We start from the raw sequence: 14,673 nt of genomic DNA on the forward strand, positions 1-14,673 counted from the left end.
GTGCATTCCGTATCCTGAGCGCTCGACCGCGAGGGGGGAACAGTCGCGTGATCCGATTCGGGAACGTCGCACGGCGGATCGGGCGGGCCCTGGGGGCGCCGCTGCGCCGCTGGAGAGGCCTGCCGTGGTGGGGGCGCGCCCTGGTGGCGCTGGGGCTGGCGGCGGCCGTACCGGTCGCCGCGCTGGGCTCGCTGTTCATCGCGATCCGGCTGCACTACTCGGGTGAACCGGCCGCCGAGGCCCGTACCCGGGGCCGGGACGCCGTCTGGCTCGGCCACGCCTGGGTGGACGGCCGCAAGACCGACGCCGACGTCGCCGCGCTGGCCCGGCAGCTGGCCGGCACCGGCGTGCGCGACCTGTACGTCCACACCGGGCCGCTGGAGCACGACGGCTCGCTGCCGCCCGCCGTCCACCCGGCGGCCCGCTGGTTCACCGAGGCCGCCCACCGGGCGCTGCCGGGGGTGCGGCTGCAGGGCTGGCTGGGGGACGAGGTCAAGCCCGAGCGGGACGCGATGGACCTCGACGACGCGCCCACCCGGGACCGGGTCGCCGCCGCCGCGGCCCAGGTGCTGGACCAGGGCTTCGACGGCGTGCACTTCGACATGGAGCCGATCCGCCCCGGCTCGGCCGGCTGGCTCGCCCTGCTCGACCTGGTCCACCCGGTGACGGCCGCCCGCGGCGCGAAGCTGTCGGTGGCGGCCCCCCAGATCGACCCCGTCCCCGGCCTGCACACGGCCGGCATCCTGCTCACCGACCACGGCAAGTGGTGGGACCGGGCGTACTTCCGGGAGACCGCCCGCCGGGTCGACCAGGTCGCGGTGATGACCTACGACACCTCGATGCCGACCGAGCCGCTGTACGGCGGCTACGTCGCGCGGCAGACCGAGCTGGCCCTGGCCGCCACCCCGCCGGACGTCGACCTCCTGATCGGCCTGCCGTTCTTCTGGGACGACAAGTGGGGCCACTGGGGCGACGCGGAGACCGTCCCGGCGGCCGTCCGGGGCGTCCGGCTGGGCCTGGGCCGGGAGGACCTGCGGCGGGCCAACTTCGGGGTCGCGCTGTACGTGGACTTCGCCGCGACGCCGGAGAACTGGGCGGCGTACCGGCGCGGCTGGGTGGACCTTTCGTAGAAGCCGTCGGGCTCAGGCCGCCATCCGGTGGGCCAGGGCGCCCAGGTAGCGGTGCACGGTGGCGTCCTCGCCGGACAGGTAGTGCGAGACGGCCCGGTACAGCGGCTTGCGGACCTCGCCGTGCTCGGTGACGGTCAGCGAGCAGCCGGACCCGGCCGGGGTGAGGCGGTACGTCCAGGTGCCGCCGTAGGGCAGGTCCCGGTCGGCGATGCCGGTCACCAGCCGGTACGGGGCCTCGCTCGCCACCACCTCGTAGGTGGTGTGCCCGTGCCGGTCGTACTCGCGCCAGCGCGGGCGTCCGCCGGCCCCGGCGGGCAGCCGTTCGACGTGGGTGAGGCCCGGGCGCCAGGCCGGATAGAGGTCGATGTCGGTCAGCACCTCCCAGACCGCGCCGGGCGGCTGGGAGAGTTCCAGCCCGCCCTCGGTGACGTGCTCCACCGGCAGCCGGCGCCCGGCCCGGTCCGCCGCCAGCAGCGCGGCCCCGGCCAGCGCCGCCGCGCCCGCACCCGCACCTGCGCCGATCCACAGCCATCGATTCATCGGTCGGCCCCTTCCGCCCGGCCCCCGCCCCATCATCGCGCCGCCGCGCCCGGCCCGCCCCCCGTGGCGCAGCGTCGCCGGTCAGGCACCGTGCGTCCGCACCTGGCCGCCTGACGCCGCGTCAGCCGCCGCGGGCCGGATATCCGCTGGATCAGGGCGGCCCGCTCCCCCAGACTGTCCCGGTGCCCGGCCGCCATGCGCATCAAAGCCCGTAGGCTGGGCAGGTAGGGACCGTGGAGCGAGCCGTTCCACGGGAGACGAGAGGTTCGACAGGCGGCAGCCGGCCCGTCGTTGCCCCGGCGAGCCAGCCGGGGCGGTGCCGGTCCGACCGCCGACCGGAGGGAGACGCTGGGTGATCGAGTTGGAAGATGTTCCCGAGTTGATCGACCCGGTGATGGTCTGCGCCTTCGAGGGGTGGAACGACGCGGGCGACGCCGCCTCCGCGGCCCTGGCGCACCTGGACGAGACCTGGGGCGGCAAGGTGTTCGCCGCCCTGGACGCCGAGGACTACTACGACTTCCAGGTCAACCGTCCGACGGTCTGGCTGGACGGCGGCGTGCGCCGGATCACCTGGCCGACCACCCGGCTGTCGGTGGTCCGGGTGACCGAGCCGGTGACCAGGGACGTGGTGCTGGTCCGCGGGATCGAGCCCAGCATGCGCTGGCGCTCGTTCTGCAACGAGCTGCTGGGCTTCGCGCACGAGCTGGGCGTCGAACTGGTGGTGATCCTGGGCGCGCTGCTCGGCGACACCCCGCACAGCCGGCCGGTGCCGGTCAGCGGGGTCACCTCCGATCCGGACCTGGCCCGCCGGCTGGACCTGGAGGAGAGCCGCTACGAGGGCCCGACCGGGATCGTCGGGGTGCTCCAGGAGGCGTGCACCCACGCCGGGGTGCCGGCCGTGACGCTGTGGGCCGCGGTGCCGCACTACGTGGCGCAGCCGCCCAACCCCAAGGCCACGCTGGCGCTGCTCAACAAGCTGGAGGACCTGCTGGACCTGCGCGTCCCGCCGGGCGAGCTCGGCGAGGACGCCCGGGCCTGGCAGCTGGGCGTGGACCAGCTGGCCGCCGAGGACAGCGAGGTCGCCGAGTACGTCCAGCAGCTGGAGGAGGCGCAGGACACGGCGGAGCTGCCGGAGGCCTCCGGGGATGCCATCGCGCGCGAGTTCGAGCGCTACCTGCGCCGCCGGGAGAACGTCGGCCCGACCGGCGAGAAGCCGGTGTCCGGGCACGCGACGGCCGAGCGGCCGGCCGAGCCGGAGGGGCCGGGCACGACCCGGGAGAGCCAGGAGGGGGCGGAGGACGAGTAGTCCTCGTCGGCCCCGCCCGGGCGGGGTGTGCCGAAGGGGCGCCGGGACTCGAAGTCCCGGCGCCCCTTCGGCGTTCTCAGGGCGTCACCGCTCCCAGGGCGTCACCGCTCTCGGGGTGTCACCGCTCTCGGGGTGTCACCCTCACAGCGCGACGCCGAGCAGGGCGTCCACGGTGCGGCTCACCAGGCCGGGCGCGCCGATGTCGGTGCCGCCCGCCGTCTCCTGCTGCGCGGCCCACCGGTCGACGGCGGCCAGCGCGGCGGGCGCGTCCAGGTCGTTCGCCAGCGCGGCGCGGACCTCGGCGAGCAGCTGCTCGGCGGCCGGGCCGTCCGGCCGGGAGACGGCGGCCCGCCAGCGGGCGAGGCGCTCGACGGCCTCGTCCAGGACGGCCTTGGTCCACTCCCAGTCCTGGCGGTAGTGGTGCGAGAGCAGCGCCAGGCGGATCGCCGCCGGGTCGACGCCCTCGCGGCGCAGGGCCGAGACGAAGACCAGGTTGCCGCGGGACTTGGACATCTTCCGGCCGTCCAGCCCGACCATCCCGGCGTGCACGTACGCCTTGGCGTACGGGTGGGAGCCGGTGGCGCTGTGGGCGTGCGAGGCGCCCATCTCGTGGTGCGGGAAGGACAGGTCGCTGCCGCCGCCCTGGATGTCGAAGCCCATGCCCAGGTACTGCAGGGCGATGGCCACGCACTCGATGTGCCAGCCGGGGCGGCCGTGGCCGAGCTCGGTGTCCCAGGCGGGCTCGCCCGGACGGGCGGCCAGCCAGAGCAGGGCGTCCAGCGGGTTGCGCTTGCCGGGGCGGTCCGGGTCGCCGCCGCGCTCGGCGAAGACCGGGAGCATGGCCTCGCGGGTGAGCCCGGAGACCTCGCCGAAGTGCGGGTCGGCGTCGACCGAGTAGTAGATGTCCCCGTCGACCCTGTAGGCGGCGCCGGAGGCCAGCAGCTTCTGGACGATCGGGACGATCCACGGGATCGACTCGACGGCGCCCACGTAGTGGGCCGGCGGGAGCAGCCGCAGGGCCGTCATGTCCTCGCGGAACAGGGCGGTCTCGCGCTCGGCGAGGGCCACCCAGTCCTGGCCGGTCTCGACGGCGCGCTGGAGCAGCGGGTCGTCCACGTCGGTCACGTTCTGGATGTAGCGGACGTCGTGGCCGGCGTCCTTCCAGACCCGCTGCACCAGGTCGAAGGCGTTGTAGGTGGCGGCGTGGCCCATGTGGGTCGCGTCGTAGGGGGTGATGCCGCAGACGTAGATCCGGGCGGTGCCGTCCTGCGGCACGACCTCGCGGACCGTGCCCGCTGCGGTGTCGAAGATGTGGAGGGGGAGCCCCTGACCAGGCAGGGCGGGAACCTCGGAGGCGGGCCAGGCATGCATGGGATCGACCTTAACCTTGAGAACATTTGAAAGCCTAACCAGTAACGAAGATCGACTGGATTAGCTTCCTGCCGTTGCCCGATCACCCTTCGACTGCTCAGGGCCCGTCTTCGCGCGTTCCGTTTCGGACCGGTGACTCCGTCCGATCGTTTTCGGACACGGGTGAGCGCCCGGTCGGCCCTGCCGCCGACCGGGCGCCCGGCTCCCCGGGGGAGCGGCCGGAGCCGCTACGACCGCTGCCAGAGGGCCGGCACGTTCGGCGGCTCCCAGCCCACCAGGGCGGTGTGCGCCTGGAGGCAGACGTAGGAGGCGCCGGTGTAGGTGACGCGGTCGCCCGCGTTGTACGCCCGGCCGGCGGCCCAGCTGCCGCTCGGCGGCGTGGTGGATCCTCCGGTCGGGGTCCCGGTCGGGGTCCCGGTCGGGGTGGTGGTGGCCGTCGGGCTCGGGGTGCCCGGGGTCTGCGGCACGTCCAGCACGAAGTCGAAGGTGGCGTTCTCGCCGGAGCCGTTCCGCTGGACGTTCATCAGCAGCCGGGCGTCGTAGATGGTGTCGGTGTTGTTGCGCGGCTCGCCCGGGAAGTACAGCTGGGTGGTCAGGATCGGGCGGCCGGGGGCCTGGAGCTTGACGTGCAGGTGCCGGGTGCGGCCCGGGTAGAGGCCCGGGACGACGGTTTCCAGCCGGTACGCGCCGTTGGCGTCGGTGAACTGGTGGCCGCGGAAGGTGTAGCCGACGTTGTCGTAGTTCCCGCCGTCGTCGGCCTGCCAGAAGTCCAGCAGCACGCCGGGGACGGGCCGGCAGGCGCGGCCGAAGACGTAGCCGCTGACGGTCAGCCGGGTACCCGGGCCGTCGTTCACCATCGAGCTGCGCAGCGGGGAGTCGGGCTTGAAGTACGGACCCTCGATCTGCTCGACGGTCGGGTCGTCCCCGTCGTGGCACTCGGGGGTCAGGCCGGGGATGCGGCCGGCGCCGACCTTGTCGCGGGCCAGGGCGACCCCGCCGCCGACGAGCAGCGGTGCGGCCCCGAGCGCGGCGGCGGCCTTGAGGACGGTCTTGCGGCTGATCATGCCGTCGGACGGGGGCATGCGCCGTCTCCTTCCGGTGGATCCTTCGCGGGGGAGCTAGGGGGGCGGCCCTTGCCATGGTGGGGGCATGACAAGGGCCGAACCGGCCGCCGTCCGCGCGCTGGACCGGCCGCCGGTGGCCGGTAGGAACGTTACGGACCGTCCGGCGCGACGGCGATGGACATGATCCGGGGATCGTGGTGATTTCCGTCGACCCTGGCCCGGAACTCCCCCGGGGTCATCCCGGTCTCCCGCCGGAAGAAGCGGCAGAAGTACGCCGGGTCCGCGAAGCCGGCCTCCTTGGCGACCTGGCGAATCGTCAGATCAGTGCAGGCGAGCAGCCGTTTGGCCTCCAGGGTCTGCTGCCGGCGGATCAGTCCGCCCGGGGTGCGGCCGGTGGCCTGCTTGACCAGGGTCTGCAAGTGCCCCGGGGAGACCCCGAGTTCCTGGGCGGTGGAGGCGACCGAGTGCCGCACCCCGCCCGGCTTGGCGATCAACCGGGTGAAGGCGGCCGCCAGTTCGGCCGGCCTGCTGGGCACCGCGGGCCGGTCGTCCGGGGCGCAGGCGCGCAGGGCCCGGACGATCAGGATGTGCAGGCTGGCCCGTAGCACGCCCTGGTAGCCGGGCGCCCTGGTCCGGTACTCCTGCTCCATGTCGGCGAGCAGCCGGGCGATGGCGCCGGCCTGCTCGCCGAGCGCGATGCCGGGGCGGGCGGCCAGGGCGCGCAGCGCGGCGAGGTCCTGCGGGTGCCCCAGCAGGAAGTCCTCGTTGAACAGGACGACCCGGCCGGTGAGTTCCTCGGCGTCCGCCCAGTGGTGCACCTGGCCGGGCGTGATCACGCACAACTGCGGTGGTGCCAACGCCCGGTGGACCAGGTCCAGGACGTGGGCGCCGTGGCCGCCGGTGACCATGACGATCTCGTGGAACGAGTGCCGGTGGGGGAAGTTGGCGCGGGAGAGCGGGCCGATCGCGTCGAAACTGCCGATCGCGAAGGGCAGCACGTGGGGCAGTGGGACCTGCAGGCGGTGCAACGGCAGGTCCGGCGCGGTTCGGGGGGTGGGGGTGGTCCGTCGCACGTCCATCGGAGCAGTGTGCGACCTGTTCCGGTGACAGGTCCAGACCACCGGCCGGTAACCCGGGCCGAACCCCCGCCGCGCCGCGGAACCCGCGCTACACCGGCGGCCAGGGGATCGCGGGCCAGTCCGCGGAGGGCAGCGGGTGCGTGCCCGAGTCCCGCAGCCCGGCCACCCGGGCCCGGGTGGCGTCCAGTTCGGCGGCGGTCAGGTGCGGGGCCAGCCGCTCGGCCAGCGCCCCCTCCAACTGCTCGGCCAGCCCGGCCAGCACCTCCAGCGCCTCGGCGGGCAGCGGGTCGCCCGCCCAGCCCCAGAGCAGGGTGCGCAGCTTGCCCTCGGTGTTGAAGGTGACGCCGTGGTCGATGCCGTACACCCGGCCGTCGGCGGCCGGGATCAGGTGGCCGCCCTTGCGGTCGGCGTTGTTGAGCACCGCGTCCAGCACCGCGAGCCGGCGCAGCCGCCGGTCGTCGTGGTGCACCAGCAGCGCGGTGCGGCCGCCCTCGATCTCGGCCCGGACGATCGGCAGCCAGCCCTCCTCCGGGCCGGCCGGGTCCTGCAACGCCAGCAGCGGCTCGGCCTCCGGGTCGGGCTCGACCCACAGCTGCACCATGCCCGGCCCGTGCGGGCCGTCGCGCAGCACGGTCGGCGGGATCAGCTCCCAGCCGGTGGCCGCGGACAGCTCGTACGCGGCGACCTCGCGGCCGGCCAGGGTGCCGTCCGGGAAGTCCCACAGCGGGCGCTCGCCCGCCACCGGCTTGTAGACGGCCTGGGCGCTCAGCCCGTCGTGCTCGACGGTGCAGTACAGCGCGGCGTTGGAGGCCTCGGTGAGCCGGCCGTGCACGGTCAGCCCGCCCCGGCGCAGCAGGGCGAGGGCGGTGGGCACGTCGGCGGCGAGGGCGGCGGCCGCCGCCGGGTCGGCCTGCGGCGGGGTCTCGGTGTTCAGCGCCGGTAGCCGTTCGCGCGCGGGCACAGGTGGCCCTCCGGGTCCAGCGGCAGGTTGCAGAACGGGCAGGGCTTGCGGCCGGCCGCGACCAGGTCCAGCGCGCGCTTGGCGAACACGCGGGCCATCGCACCGGACAGCCGCACCCGCAGCATGTCCGGGCCGTTCTCGTCGTCCTGGAAGGCGGCTTCCTCGCCGTCCTCCTCCTCGTCCTCCACCAGCGCCTGGGCCTCGACCACCAGGCAGGCGTCCACGCTGTCCCAGGCCAGGGCCATGGTGCCGACCCGGAACTCCTGCTCCAGCGGGAGATCCAGCGGGGCGGTGTCGAGCAGGTCCTTGGGCGCGGCGGCCGGGATGGCGGCGTCGCCCCCGCTGCGTCGCAGCGCCTCGTCCAGGACCTCCTCGATCCGTTCGGCGAGCGCGGCGACCTGGGTCTTCTCCAGCAGCACGCTGGTGATCCGGCCCCGGGCGCTGGCCTGCAGGTAGAACGCCCGGGCGCCGGGCTGGCCGACGGTGCCGGCCACGAACCGTTCGGGCTGGTCGTAGAAGAAGACCTGACGGGGCACGCTCTAGCTCCGGATCGTGTCGGTTTGTGCGGATCCGCCAAGGGGGATCGCGGGGTTGTCCACCTGGGCCGGTGGTCGGACTACTGGGCACTCACCAGTCACCCTACGACCTCCGGGCCCCGGCCGGGGAGCCGAGCCGGGGGCCGCGGACGGGGTGGCACCCGCGGGGTCGGACGGTGTCGCGCGCCGTTCGGACGGGTGCGCGGGGCGGGCGGGGAGGGGGCGAGCGGCACCGCTCAGACCGCGCCGCCGACCACCGCGTCACCGGCCGGGGTGGCCGCGGCGGCCGAGGGCCGGGGCGCCAGCGAGGCGAGGTCGCCGGTGTCGCCCGTTCTGAGGACGAAGGGCCGCTGCGGGGTGTAGCGGATGGCGGTGACCGAACAGGGCTCGACGCTGATCCGCTGGAAGTGGTCCAGGTGCAGGCCGAGCGCGTCGGCCACCACCGCCTTGATCACGTCCCCGTGCGAGCAGGCGATCCAGACCGCGTCCTCGCCGTGCTCCTCGGCGACCCTCGCGTTCCACTCGCGGACGGCGTCGACCGTACGGTGGCTCAGCGCGCGCAGCGACTCGCCGCCCGGGAAGGCCGCGGCGGAGGCGTGGTCCTGCACGGTGCGCCAGAGCGGCTCCTTGGCCAGCTCGGCCAGCGGACGGCCGGTCCACTCGCCGTAGTGGCACTCCCCCAGCCGCTCGTCCTCGGTCGGCGTGCCCAGCTCGGGGCGGGCGGCGAGCAGCGGCTCCAGGGTCTGCCGACAGCGCTCCAGCGGGCTGCTGACGGCGAGCGCCAGCGGAATCCCGGCCAGCCGGTCGGCGAGCGCGGCGGCCTGGGCGCGCCCGGTGTCGTCCAGGTCCACGCCGGGGGTCCAACCGGCCAGGATCCCGGCGGTGTTCGCGGTCGAGCGGCCGTGACGGACGAGCAACAGGGTGGGCATGGGGCTCAGCCTACGGCCTCCGGACTCCGCCGTGGGGTGCGGTCCGGGAGTCGGGGGCCGGTGGTGCGTGGACGGGACTCGTCGCGCGGGGCCGTCGTCGCGCGGGGCTGTCGTCGCGCAGGGTCCGTCGCGCAGGGCCCGTCACGCAGAGCTCGCGTCGGCCCGGTGGCCCGGCTCCCGGCCCGGCGGGCGCGTTCGGGGGACAATGGCCCGCATGATCGTGCACTGCGCCGCGTACCGGGACGGCCGCCGGCTCGGGGCCTCCGAGGACCTGACCGACTCGCTCGCCACCGCCCGCGAGGCCGGGCCGGGAGCCTTCGTCTGGATAGGCCTCCTCGAACCGACGACCGAGGAACTCGACCGGGTCGGCAAGGAGTTCGCGCTGCACCCGCTGGCCGTCGAGGACGCCGTCAGCGCCCACCAGCGCCCCAAGGTCGAGGCCTACCAGGGCTCGCTGTTCGTCGCCCTCAAGACCCTCGGCCACCACGCCGACACCCGTACCGTCACCAGCGGCGAGGTGATGGTCTTCCTCGGCCCGGACTTCGTGATGACCGTCCGGCACGGCGAGGACACCCCGCTCAGCGGCCTGCGGGCCCGGCTCGAACAGCAACCCGAACTGCTGCGCTACGGCCCCAGCTCGGTGCTGCACTCGGTCTGCGACACCGTGGTGGACGGCTACGTCGAGGTGGCGACCGCGCTCCAGGCCGACCTGGACGAACTGGAGGCGGACGTCTTCGCCCCCGGCCGGGTCGGCCGCGACACCGCCGGGCGGATCTACGGCTACAAGCGCCAGGTGATGACCGTCCGCCGGGCCGTCGCCCCGCTGCTGGAACCGATGCTGCGGCTGGAGCGCGGCGCCCCCTTCGTCCAGCCGGAGACCGCCCCCTACCTGCGGGACGTCGCCGACCACCTGGCCCGGGTGAACGACCAGGTGGACGGCATGGACCGGCTGCTGTCCGACATCCTCGGCGCCAACCTGGCCCAGGTGAGCGTGCAGCAGAACAACGACATGCGGAAGATCTCGGCCTGGGCGGCGCTGGCCGCCGTGCCGACCATGATCGCGGGCGTGTACGGGATGAATTTCGACGACATGCCCGAGCTCCACCAGCCGTGGGGCTACCCGGCGGTGCTGTCGCTGATGGCGCTGGTGTGCGTGGTGCTGCACCGGGTGTTCAAGCGGCACGACTGGCTGTAAGTGCCGCTCGCCTCCCGCCCGGTGGATCACACCTGGCGGATCAGGCCAGTCCGGCGCGCTCCAGCGCCTCGACGCCGGTGCGCAGCGCCTGGATCCGCTCGTCCAGCGTGAAGCCGGAGGGGGCCAGGGTCAGCGTGGTGACACCGGCGTCGGCGTAGGCCTGCATCCGGTCGGCGATCCGGGCGGTGTCGCCGATCAGCGAGGTGGCGTCGATCAGGTCGTGCGGGACGGCGGCCGCGGCGCCCGCGTAGTCCTTGGCCAGGTACTTCTCCTGGATCTCGTCGGCGGCCTGCTCGTAACCCATGCGCCGGGTCAGCTGGTTGTAGAAGTTCTTCTCCTTGCTGCCCATGCCGCCGATGTACAGGGCGGCGTAGGAACGCTGGGAGTCGACCCCGGCCTTGATGTCCTCGCCGACCGCGAGGGTGACGGTCGGGCAGAGGTCGAAGCCCTCCAGGGACTTTCCGGCCTTGGCGCGCCCGGCCTTCAACGGGTCCAGCGAGAGCGCGGCGTGCTCGGGGGCGAAGAAGATGCCGAGCCAGCCGTCGGCGATCTCGCCGGTCTGCTCCAGGTTCTTCGGGCCGATCGCGGCGATGTACAGCGGGATCTGCTCGCGCACCGGGTGCACGGTCAGCTTGATCGGCTTGCCCGGGCCGCCGGGCAGCGGAAGGGTCCAGTTCTCGCCCTCGTGCACCAGGCGCTCGCGGGACATCGCCTTGCGGATGATCTCCACGTACTCGCGGGTGCGGGCGAGCGGCTTGTCGAACTTCACGCCGTACCAGCCCTCGGAGACCTGCGGGCCGGAGACGCCGAGGCCGAGCCGGAAGCGGCCGCCGGAGAGGGTGTCCAGGGTCGCGGCGGTCATCGCGGTCATCGCCGGGGTGCGGGCCGGGATCTGGAAGATGGCCGAACCGACGTCGATCCGCTCGGTCTTCGCGGCGACGAAGCTCAGCACCGTCGCGGCGTCCGAGCCGTACGCCTCCGCCGCCCAGCAGACCGAGTAGCCGAGCCGGTCCGCCTCCTGGGCCACCGCGATGTTGTCGGCGTCCATGCCGAGTCCCCAGTAGCCGAGGTTGATGCCGAGTCGCATGTGCCGAACCTTCCAGTCGGGTGGGCCCGGTGGCCAGTCGGGCAGGCGTCGTGGCCGGTCGGGCGGGGCGTGCCAGCACGTCGGGCGGGCCTGCTGGCGAGCGTAGCCGCGTCCCCGCAGGTCATGCTACTGACGGGTAGTGGTGGTCTGGGTCACACCTGCCGCATTGATCGTTCTGCGGGTCTGCGCCCCTGCCCGGGGACCGGCCGCTACGCTCAGCCGACGTGGGGAGCACTCGCCCCACCTGCGCGTTTACAGGGGCTCCCGGGGCCACCGGGGCCACCGGCCAGTGGAGGGCCCGTCCGATGGAAAAGCGTCACCTCGGCCGTACCGGCCTACAGGTCTCCCGCCTCGGTCTCGGCACCATGACCTGGGGCCGCGACACCGACGAGCAGGAAGCCGCCGAGCAGCTCAAGGAGTTCGTCGACGCCGGCGGCAACCTGGTCGACACCGCCGACGTGTACGCCGACGGCGGGGCCGAGTACCTGCTCTCCCGCCTCACCGACAGCCTCGTCCCTCGCTCCGAACTCGTCATCGCCACCAAGGCGGGCAGCGTCCCCGAGTCCACCCGCCGCTTCGACAGCTCCCGCGGCCACCTGCTCGCCGCCCTGGACGCCTCGCTGCGCCGGCTCGGCACCGACTACGTCGACCTGTGGCAGGTCCACGCCTTCGACCCGAACACGCCCCTCGAGGAGACCCTCAGCGCCCTCGACATCGCCGTCTCCTCCGGCCGCGCCCGCTACACCGCCGTCTGCGACTTCAGCGGCTGGCAGCTCGCCAAGGCCGCCACCTGGCAGCGCGCCCACCACGACCGGATGCCGCTGGCCGGTGCCCAGGTGGAGTACTCGCTGCTCCAGCGCGGCATCGAGCGCGAGGCGCTGCCCGCCGCCCTCGACGCCGGGGTCGGCATCCTGGCGGGCTCGCCGCTCGGCCGCGGGGTGCTCACCGGCAAGTACCGGCACGGCGTTCCGCAGGACTCGCGCGGCGCCTCGCCCTACCTGTCCGGGTTCGTCCAGCCCTACCTCGGGGAGCGCTCCCGGCGGATCGTGGACGCCGTCGCCACCGCCGCCGACGGGCTCGCCAGCAGCCCGCTCGCGGTCGCGCTGGCCTGGGTCCGGGACCGGCCCGGGGTGGCCAGCGCGCTGATCGGGGCGCGCACCGTGGCCCAGCTCCAGGCGGCACTGTCAGTGGAGGCGCTTACGCTTCCGGGTGAGATCCGCGGGGCGCTGGACGACATCTCGTCGCCGGTGCACCGCTACCCGGACCAGGGGTGGACGGAGCTGTAGCCCTGGAGCCGGGCGGTCGAACCGGGCGGTCGAAGCGGTTGGTCAGACGGGCGGCCGAACCGGTGGTCGAGCAGAACGAGCAGTGCAGAACGTGCAGTGGAGTGAGCTTTGGAGCGGACGACGATGAGTGGCACGGGCAACGGCGCTCCGGAGGGGGCTGCGGCCGCGGCCGCGCCCGACCAGGCGACGATCGCGGAGATCGTGGCGCGGATGCGCCGGATCGAGCAGCAGGAGGCGCGGCCGGGGGCCCACCGGCTCGGGCCTTCCGCTCCGAAGGCTTTGGGGGCCGAGGGGGCCGGGGAGTCCGGGGAGCCTGAGGGCACCGAGGGGTCTTCTGAGGGGTCCGAGGCCGAGGGGTCCGCGCCGGGTGTCGGTGAGGCGCCGGCCGATCAGCCGGCGGCTGAACCGGCCGCGGTTGCCCCGGTGACCCCTCCGATCGCCCGGCCTTCCGCTCCCCCGCCGGCCGCGCCGATGCGGCCCGCCGCGCCGAGCGAGGAGGCGCTCCGGGAGACCGCCGCCGTGCTGACCGAAGGTGGCGCCCCCGTCGACCTGGCCGCCGCCGCGGTGGCCGCGCTCGGCGAGGAGGCCGCGAAGCAGCTGCGCGAGGACCCGTGGGCGGTCCTCGGGCTCCCCGGTGTGCGCCCCGAACACGCGGACCACTTCGCCCGCGGCCTGCTCGGAGCCTCGGTCGGCCCGGACGACGAGCGACGGGCCCGGGCCCTGGTGGTCTGGCTGCTGGAGCAGGCGGCGCTGCGCGGGCACTCGGCCCAGGACGCGAAGGACGTGGTCGCCGGGCTGGAGCGGCTCCGGGTCCCGGACCCGCTCGCCGCGATCGCGGAGGCGGTCGCCGAGGGGCGGCTGCTGTCGTTCCAGGAGGAGCTGACCGGCCCCGGGGCCCCGACGGCGGGCGGCGAGGAGGACGAGGACGAGCCGCCGACCCGGATGCTGCTCGCGCTGGAGGGGCCGGCGATGGCCGAGGACAGCCTCGCCGAGAAGCTGCTCCAGCTGATGGCCACCTTCGTACCGGGTGAGGACACCGAGGAGCAGGACGGCGAGGGTCAGGACGGCGAGGGGCAGGACGGCGAGCAGCCGTCGTCGGAGGCAGGCTCCGAGGAGTCCGCCGAACCCCTACCCGCCGCTCCCGGCCCCGCCGCCTGGGAGGCCGCCGCCGAAGCGGCGCCGTCCCCCTCCGCGGCCGCCCTGATCCGGGCCGTCGCCGGAAGCGCCCTGGTGCTGCACACCGGCGGTGAGGCGGCCCGGGCCGAGCCGGCCGCGCTGCTCGCCGCCGCCACGGGGCTCGGCCTGCGGGCCTGGGCCGCCACCTGGACCGACCAGGGCCGGGACTCCTTCGACTCCCTCTCCCCCGCCGCGACGCCGGTGGCGACCCTCGCCGAGCTGCTGTCCGGTACGGCCGGCCCCGGCCGCGCGCCCGACGGCACGCTCGCGCTGGACCTCCTGGTCCTGCTGGACGCGCCGCTGCTGGACGTCGAACTGGCCGCCACCGTCCTGGAGTCGCTCGCCGACGGCACCCGGCTGGTGCTCAGCGGGGATCCGGGCCAGCTCTGGTCGGCCGGCCCTGGCAGGTTCTTCGCCGACCTGCTGGCCGCCAAGGCCTGCCCGGCGGTCGCCTCCCGCACCCCGGACTTCGGCCCGATCGGCGAGCTGGTCTCCGGGGTCGGCGTCGGCGAGCTGCAGCCGGTCGAGGCGCCGGACAAGGAGGTGGTCATCCTGACCGCCAAGGACGGCGGCGAGGCCGTGCACCGCGCCGTCCAGCTGCTCACCGACTCCATCCCGCGCGCGCTCGGCATCCCCGCCGAGCAGGTGGTGCTGCTCACCCCGGGCCACGGCGGCCCGGCCGGCACGCGGGCGCTGAACGCGGCCGCGAAGGCCCGGCTGAACCCCGGCCCCGGCCGGTTCGGCGGCTTCGACCCGGGTGACCGGGTGGTGGAGTCCCCCGCCCCCGGGGTCACCCGCCCGGCCCGGGTGCTGGACGGCGACGCGGCCGGACTGCACCTGGAGTTCCCGGACGGCTCGCGCCGGACCGTCCCGCCCGCGGAGGCCGGCCGGCTGCGGCACGGCTGGGCGCTGACCGTCCACATAAAGGCGTTCACCTCTGTTGGTGAAATCGTCCCCCTGACGCGAGCCAGTGTTCAAGTCTTGAAGGCAGGGAAACAGGAAGATCGCCCGAT

13 protein-coding genes are annotated in these 14,673 nt (G+C 74.6%); 5 read left to right on the forward strand and 8 right to left on the reverse strand.

Annotated elements, in window-relative coordinates:
• Positions 1–47 precede the first annotated feature (47 nt).
• Positions 48–1,130, forward strand: a complete 1,083-nt coding sequence (locus AB0F71_RS09640) for a hypothetical protein (protein WP_360230340.1) — start codon at positions 48–50, stop codon at positions 1,128–1,130.
• Between the two features lie 12 nt (positions 1,131–1,142).
• On the opposite strand, the gene AB0F71_RS09645 is transcribed toward AB0F71_RS09640, so the two are convergent.
• The gene (locus AB0F71_RS09645; RefSeq protein ID WP_360230342.1) at positions 1,143–1,670 is read right to left on the reverse strand and encodes an SRPBCC family protein; all 528 of its coding nucleotides are present in this window, start codon (positions 1,668–1,670) and stop codon (positions 1,143–1,145) included.
• Between the two features lie 352 nt (positions 1,671–2,022).
• Between AB0F71_RS09645 and AB0F71_RS09650 the strand changes: the two genes are divergently transcribed.
• The gene (locus AB0F71_RS09650; protein ID WP_360230344.1) at positions 2,023–2,976 is read left to right on the forward strand and encodes a PAC2 family protein; all 954 of its coding nucleotides are present in this window, start codon (positions 2,023–2,025) and stop codon (positions 2,974–2,976) included.
• Positions 2,977–3,117: 141 nt separating this feature from the next.
• On the opposite strand, the gene mshC is transcribed toward AB0F71_RS09650, so the two are convergent.
• From mshC to AB0F71_RS09680, 6 genes are all read right to left on the reverse strand, one after another.
• Positions 3,118–4,347, reverse strand: a complete 1,230-nt coding sequence (mshC, locus tag AB0F71_RS09655; RefSeq protein WP_360230346.1) for a cysteine--1-D-myo-inosityl 2-amino-2-deoxy-alpha-D-glucopyranoside ligase — start codon at positions 4,345–4,347, stop codon at positions 3,118–3,120.
• Between the two features lie 227 nt (positions 4,348–4,574).
• Positions 4,575–5,429, reverse strand: a complete 855-nt coding sequence (locus AB0F71_RS09660) for a carbohydrate-binding protein (protein ID WP_360230347.1) — start codon at positions 5,427–5,429, stop codon at positions 4,575–4,577.
• Positions 5,430–5,560: 131 nt separating this feature from the next.
• Positions 5,561–6,490 (reverse strand): AraC family transcriptional regulator, encoded by a 930-nt coding sequence (locus tag AB0F71_RS09665; protein ID WP_360230349.1) that lies wholly within the window; start codon positions 6,488–6,490, stop codon positions 5,561–5,563.
• A gap of 88 nt (positions 6,491–6,578) precedes the next feature.
• Positions 6,579–7,364 carry an SCO1664 family protein gene (locus AB0F71_RS09670; protein ID WP_360230391.1) on the reverse strand — a complete coding sequence of 262 codons (786 nt, stop codon included), beginning with the start codon at positions 7,362–7,364 and terminating at the stop codon, positions 6,579–6,581.
• A 56-nt stretch (positions 7,365–7,420) separates the two neighbouring features.
• The gene (locus AB0F71_RS09675) at positions 7,421–7,987 is read right to left on the reverse strand and encodes a DUF3090 domain-containing protein (RefSeq protein ID WP_360230351.1); all 567 of its coding nucleotides are present in this window, start codon (positions 7,985–7,987) and stop codon (positions 7,421–7,423) included.
• Positions 7,988–8,223: 236 nt separating this feature from the next.
• Positions 8,224–8,916 (reverse strand): histidine phosphatase family protein, encoded by a 693-nt coding sequence (locus AB0F71_RS09680; protein WP_360230353.1) that lies wholly within the window; start codon positions 8,914–8,916, stop codon positions 8,224–8,226.
• Positions 8,917–9,130: 214 nt separating this feature from the next.
• On the opposite strand from AB0F71_RS09680, the gene AB0F71_RS09685 reads away from it, so the two are divergent.
• Complete coding sequence (locus AB0F71_RS09685) at positions 9,131–10,111, forward strand: magnesium and cobalt transport protein CorA (RefSeq protein ID WP_360230355.1); 981 nt, start codon at positions 9,131–9,133, stop codon at positions 10,109–10,111.
• Positions 10,112–10,151: 40 nt separating this feature from the next.
• On the opposite strand, the gene AB0F71_RS09690 is transcribed toward AB0F71_RS09685, so the two are convergent.
• The gene (locus AB0F71_RS09690; protein WP_360230357.1) at positions 10,152–11,198 is read right to left on the reverse strand and encodes an LLM class F420-dependent oxidoreductase; all 1,047 of its coding nucleotides are present in this window, start codon (positions 11,196–11,198) and stop codon (positions 10,152–10,154) included.
• Positions 11,199–11,503: 305 nt separating this feature from the next.
• On the opposite strand from AB0F71_RS09690, the gene AB0F71_RS09695 reads away from it, so the two are divergent.
• Together AB0F71_RS09695 and AB0F71_RS09700 are read left to right on the forward strand one after the other, a co-directional pair.
• Complete coding sequence (locus tag AB0F71_RS09695; protein ID WP_360230359.1) at positions 11,504–12,484, forward strand: aldo/keto reductase; 981 nt, start codon at positions 11,504–11,506, stop codon at positions 12,482–12,484.
• Between the two features lie 423 nt (positions 12,485–12,907).
• A partial coding sequence (locus tag AB0F71_RS09700; protein WP_360230361.1) for a helix-hairpin-helix domain-containing protein occupies positions 12,908–14,673 on the forward strand: 1,766 nt, incomplete at its 3' end.

Source organism: Kitasatospora sp. NPDC028055 (genome assembly GCF_040637885.1).
Lineage (GTDB): Bacteria > Actinomycetota > Actinomycetes > Streptomycetales > Streptomycetaceae > Kitasatospora.

Excerpts from the sequence above, each read along its gene's own strand:
- AB0F71_RS09645 (WP_360230342.1), bottom strand. The coding sequence starts at position 1,670 with ATGAATCGATGGCTGTGGATCGGCGCAGGTGCGGGTGCGGGCGCGGCG.
- mshC (WP_360230346.1), bottom strand. The coding sequence starts at position 4,347 with ATGCATGCCTGGCCCGCCTCCGAGGTTCCCGCCCTGCCTGGTCAGGGG.
- AB0F71_RS09660 (WP_360230347.1), bottom strand. The coding sequence starts at position 5,429 with ATGCCCCCGTCCGACGGCATGATCAGCCGCAAGACCGTCCTCAAGGCC.
- AB0F71_RS09665 (WP_360230349.1), bottom strand. The coding sequence starts at position 6,490 with ATGGACGTGCGACGGACCACCCCCACCCCCCGAACCGCGCCGGACCTG.
- AB0F71_RS09680 (WP_360230353.1), bottom strand. The coding sequence starts at position 8,916 with ATGCCCACCCTGTTGCTCGTCCGTCACGGCCGCTCGACCGCGAACACC.
- AB0F71_RS09685 (WP_360230355.1), top strand. The coding sequence starts at position 9,131 with ATGATCGTGCACTGCGCCGCGTACCGGGACGGCCGCCGGCTCGGGGCC.
- AB0F71_RS09690 (WP_360230357.1), bottom strand. The coding sequence starts at position 11,198 with ATGCGACTCGGCATCAACCTCGGCTACTGGGGACTCGGCATGGACGCC.
- AB0F71_RS09695 (WP_360230359.1), top strand. The coding sequence starts at position 11,504 with ATGGAAAAGCGTCACCTCGGCCGTACCGGCCTACAGGTCTCCCGCCTC.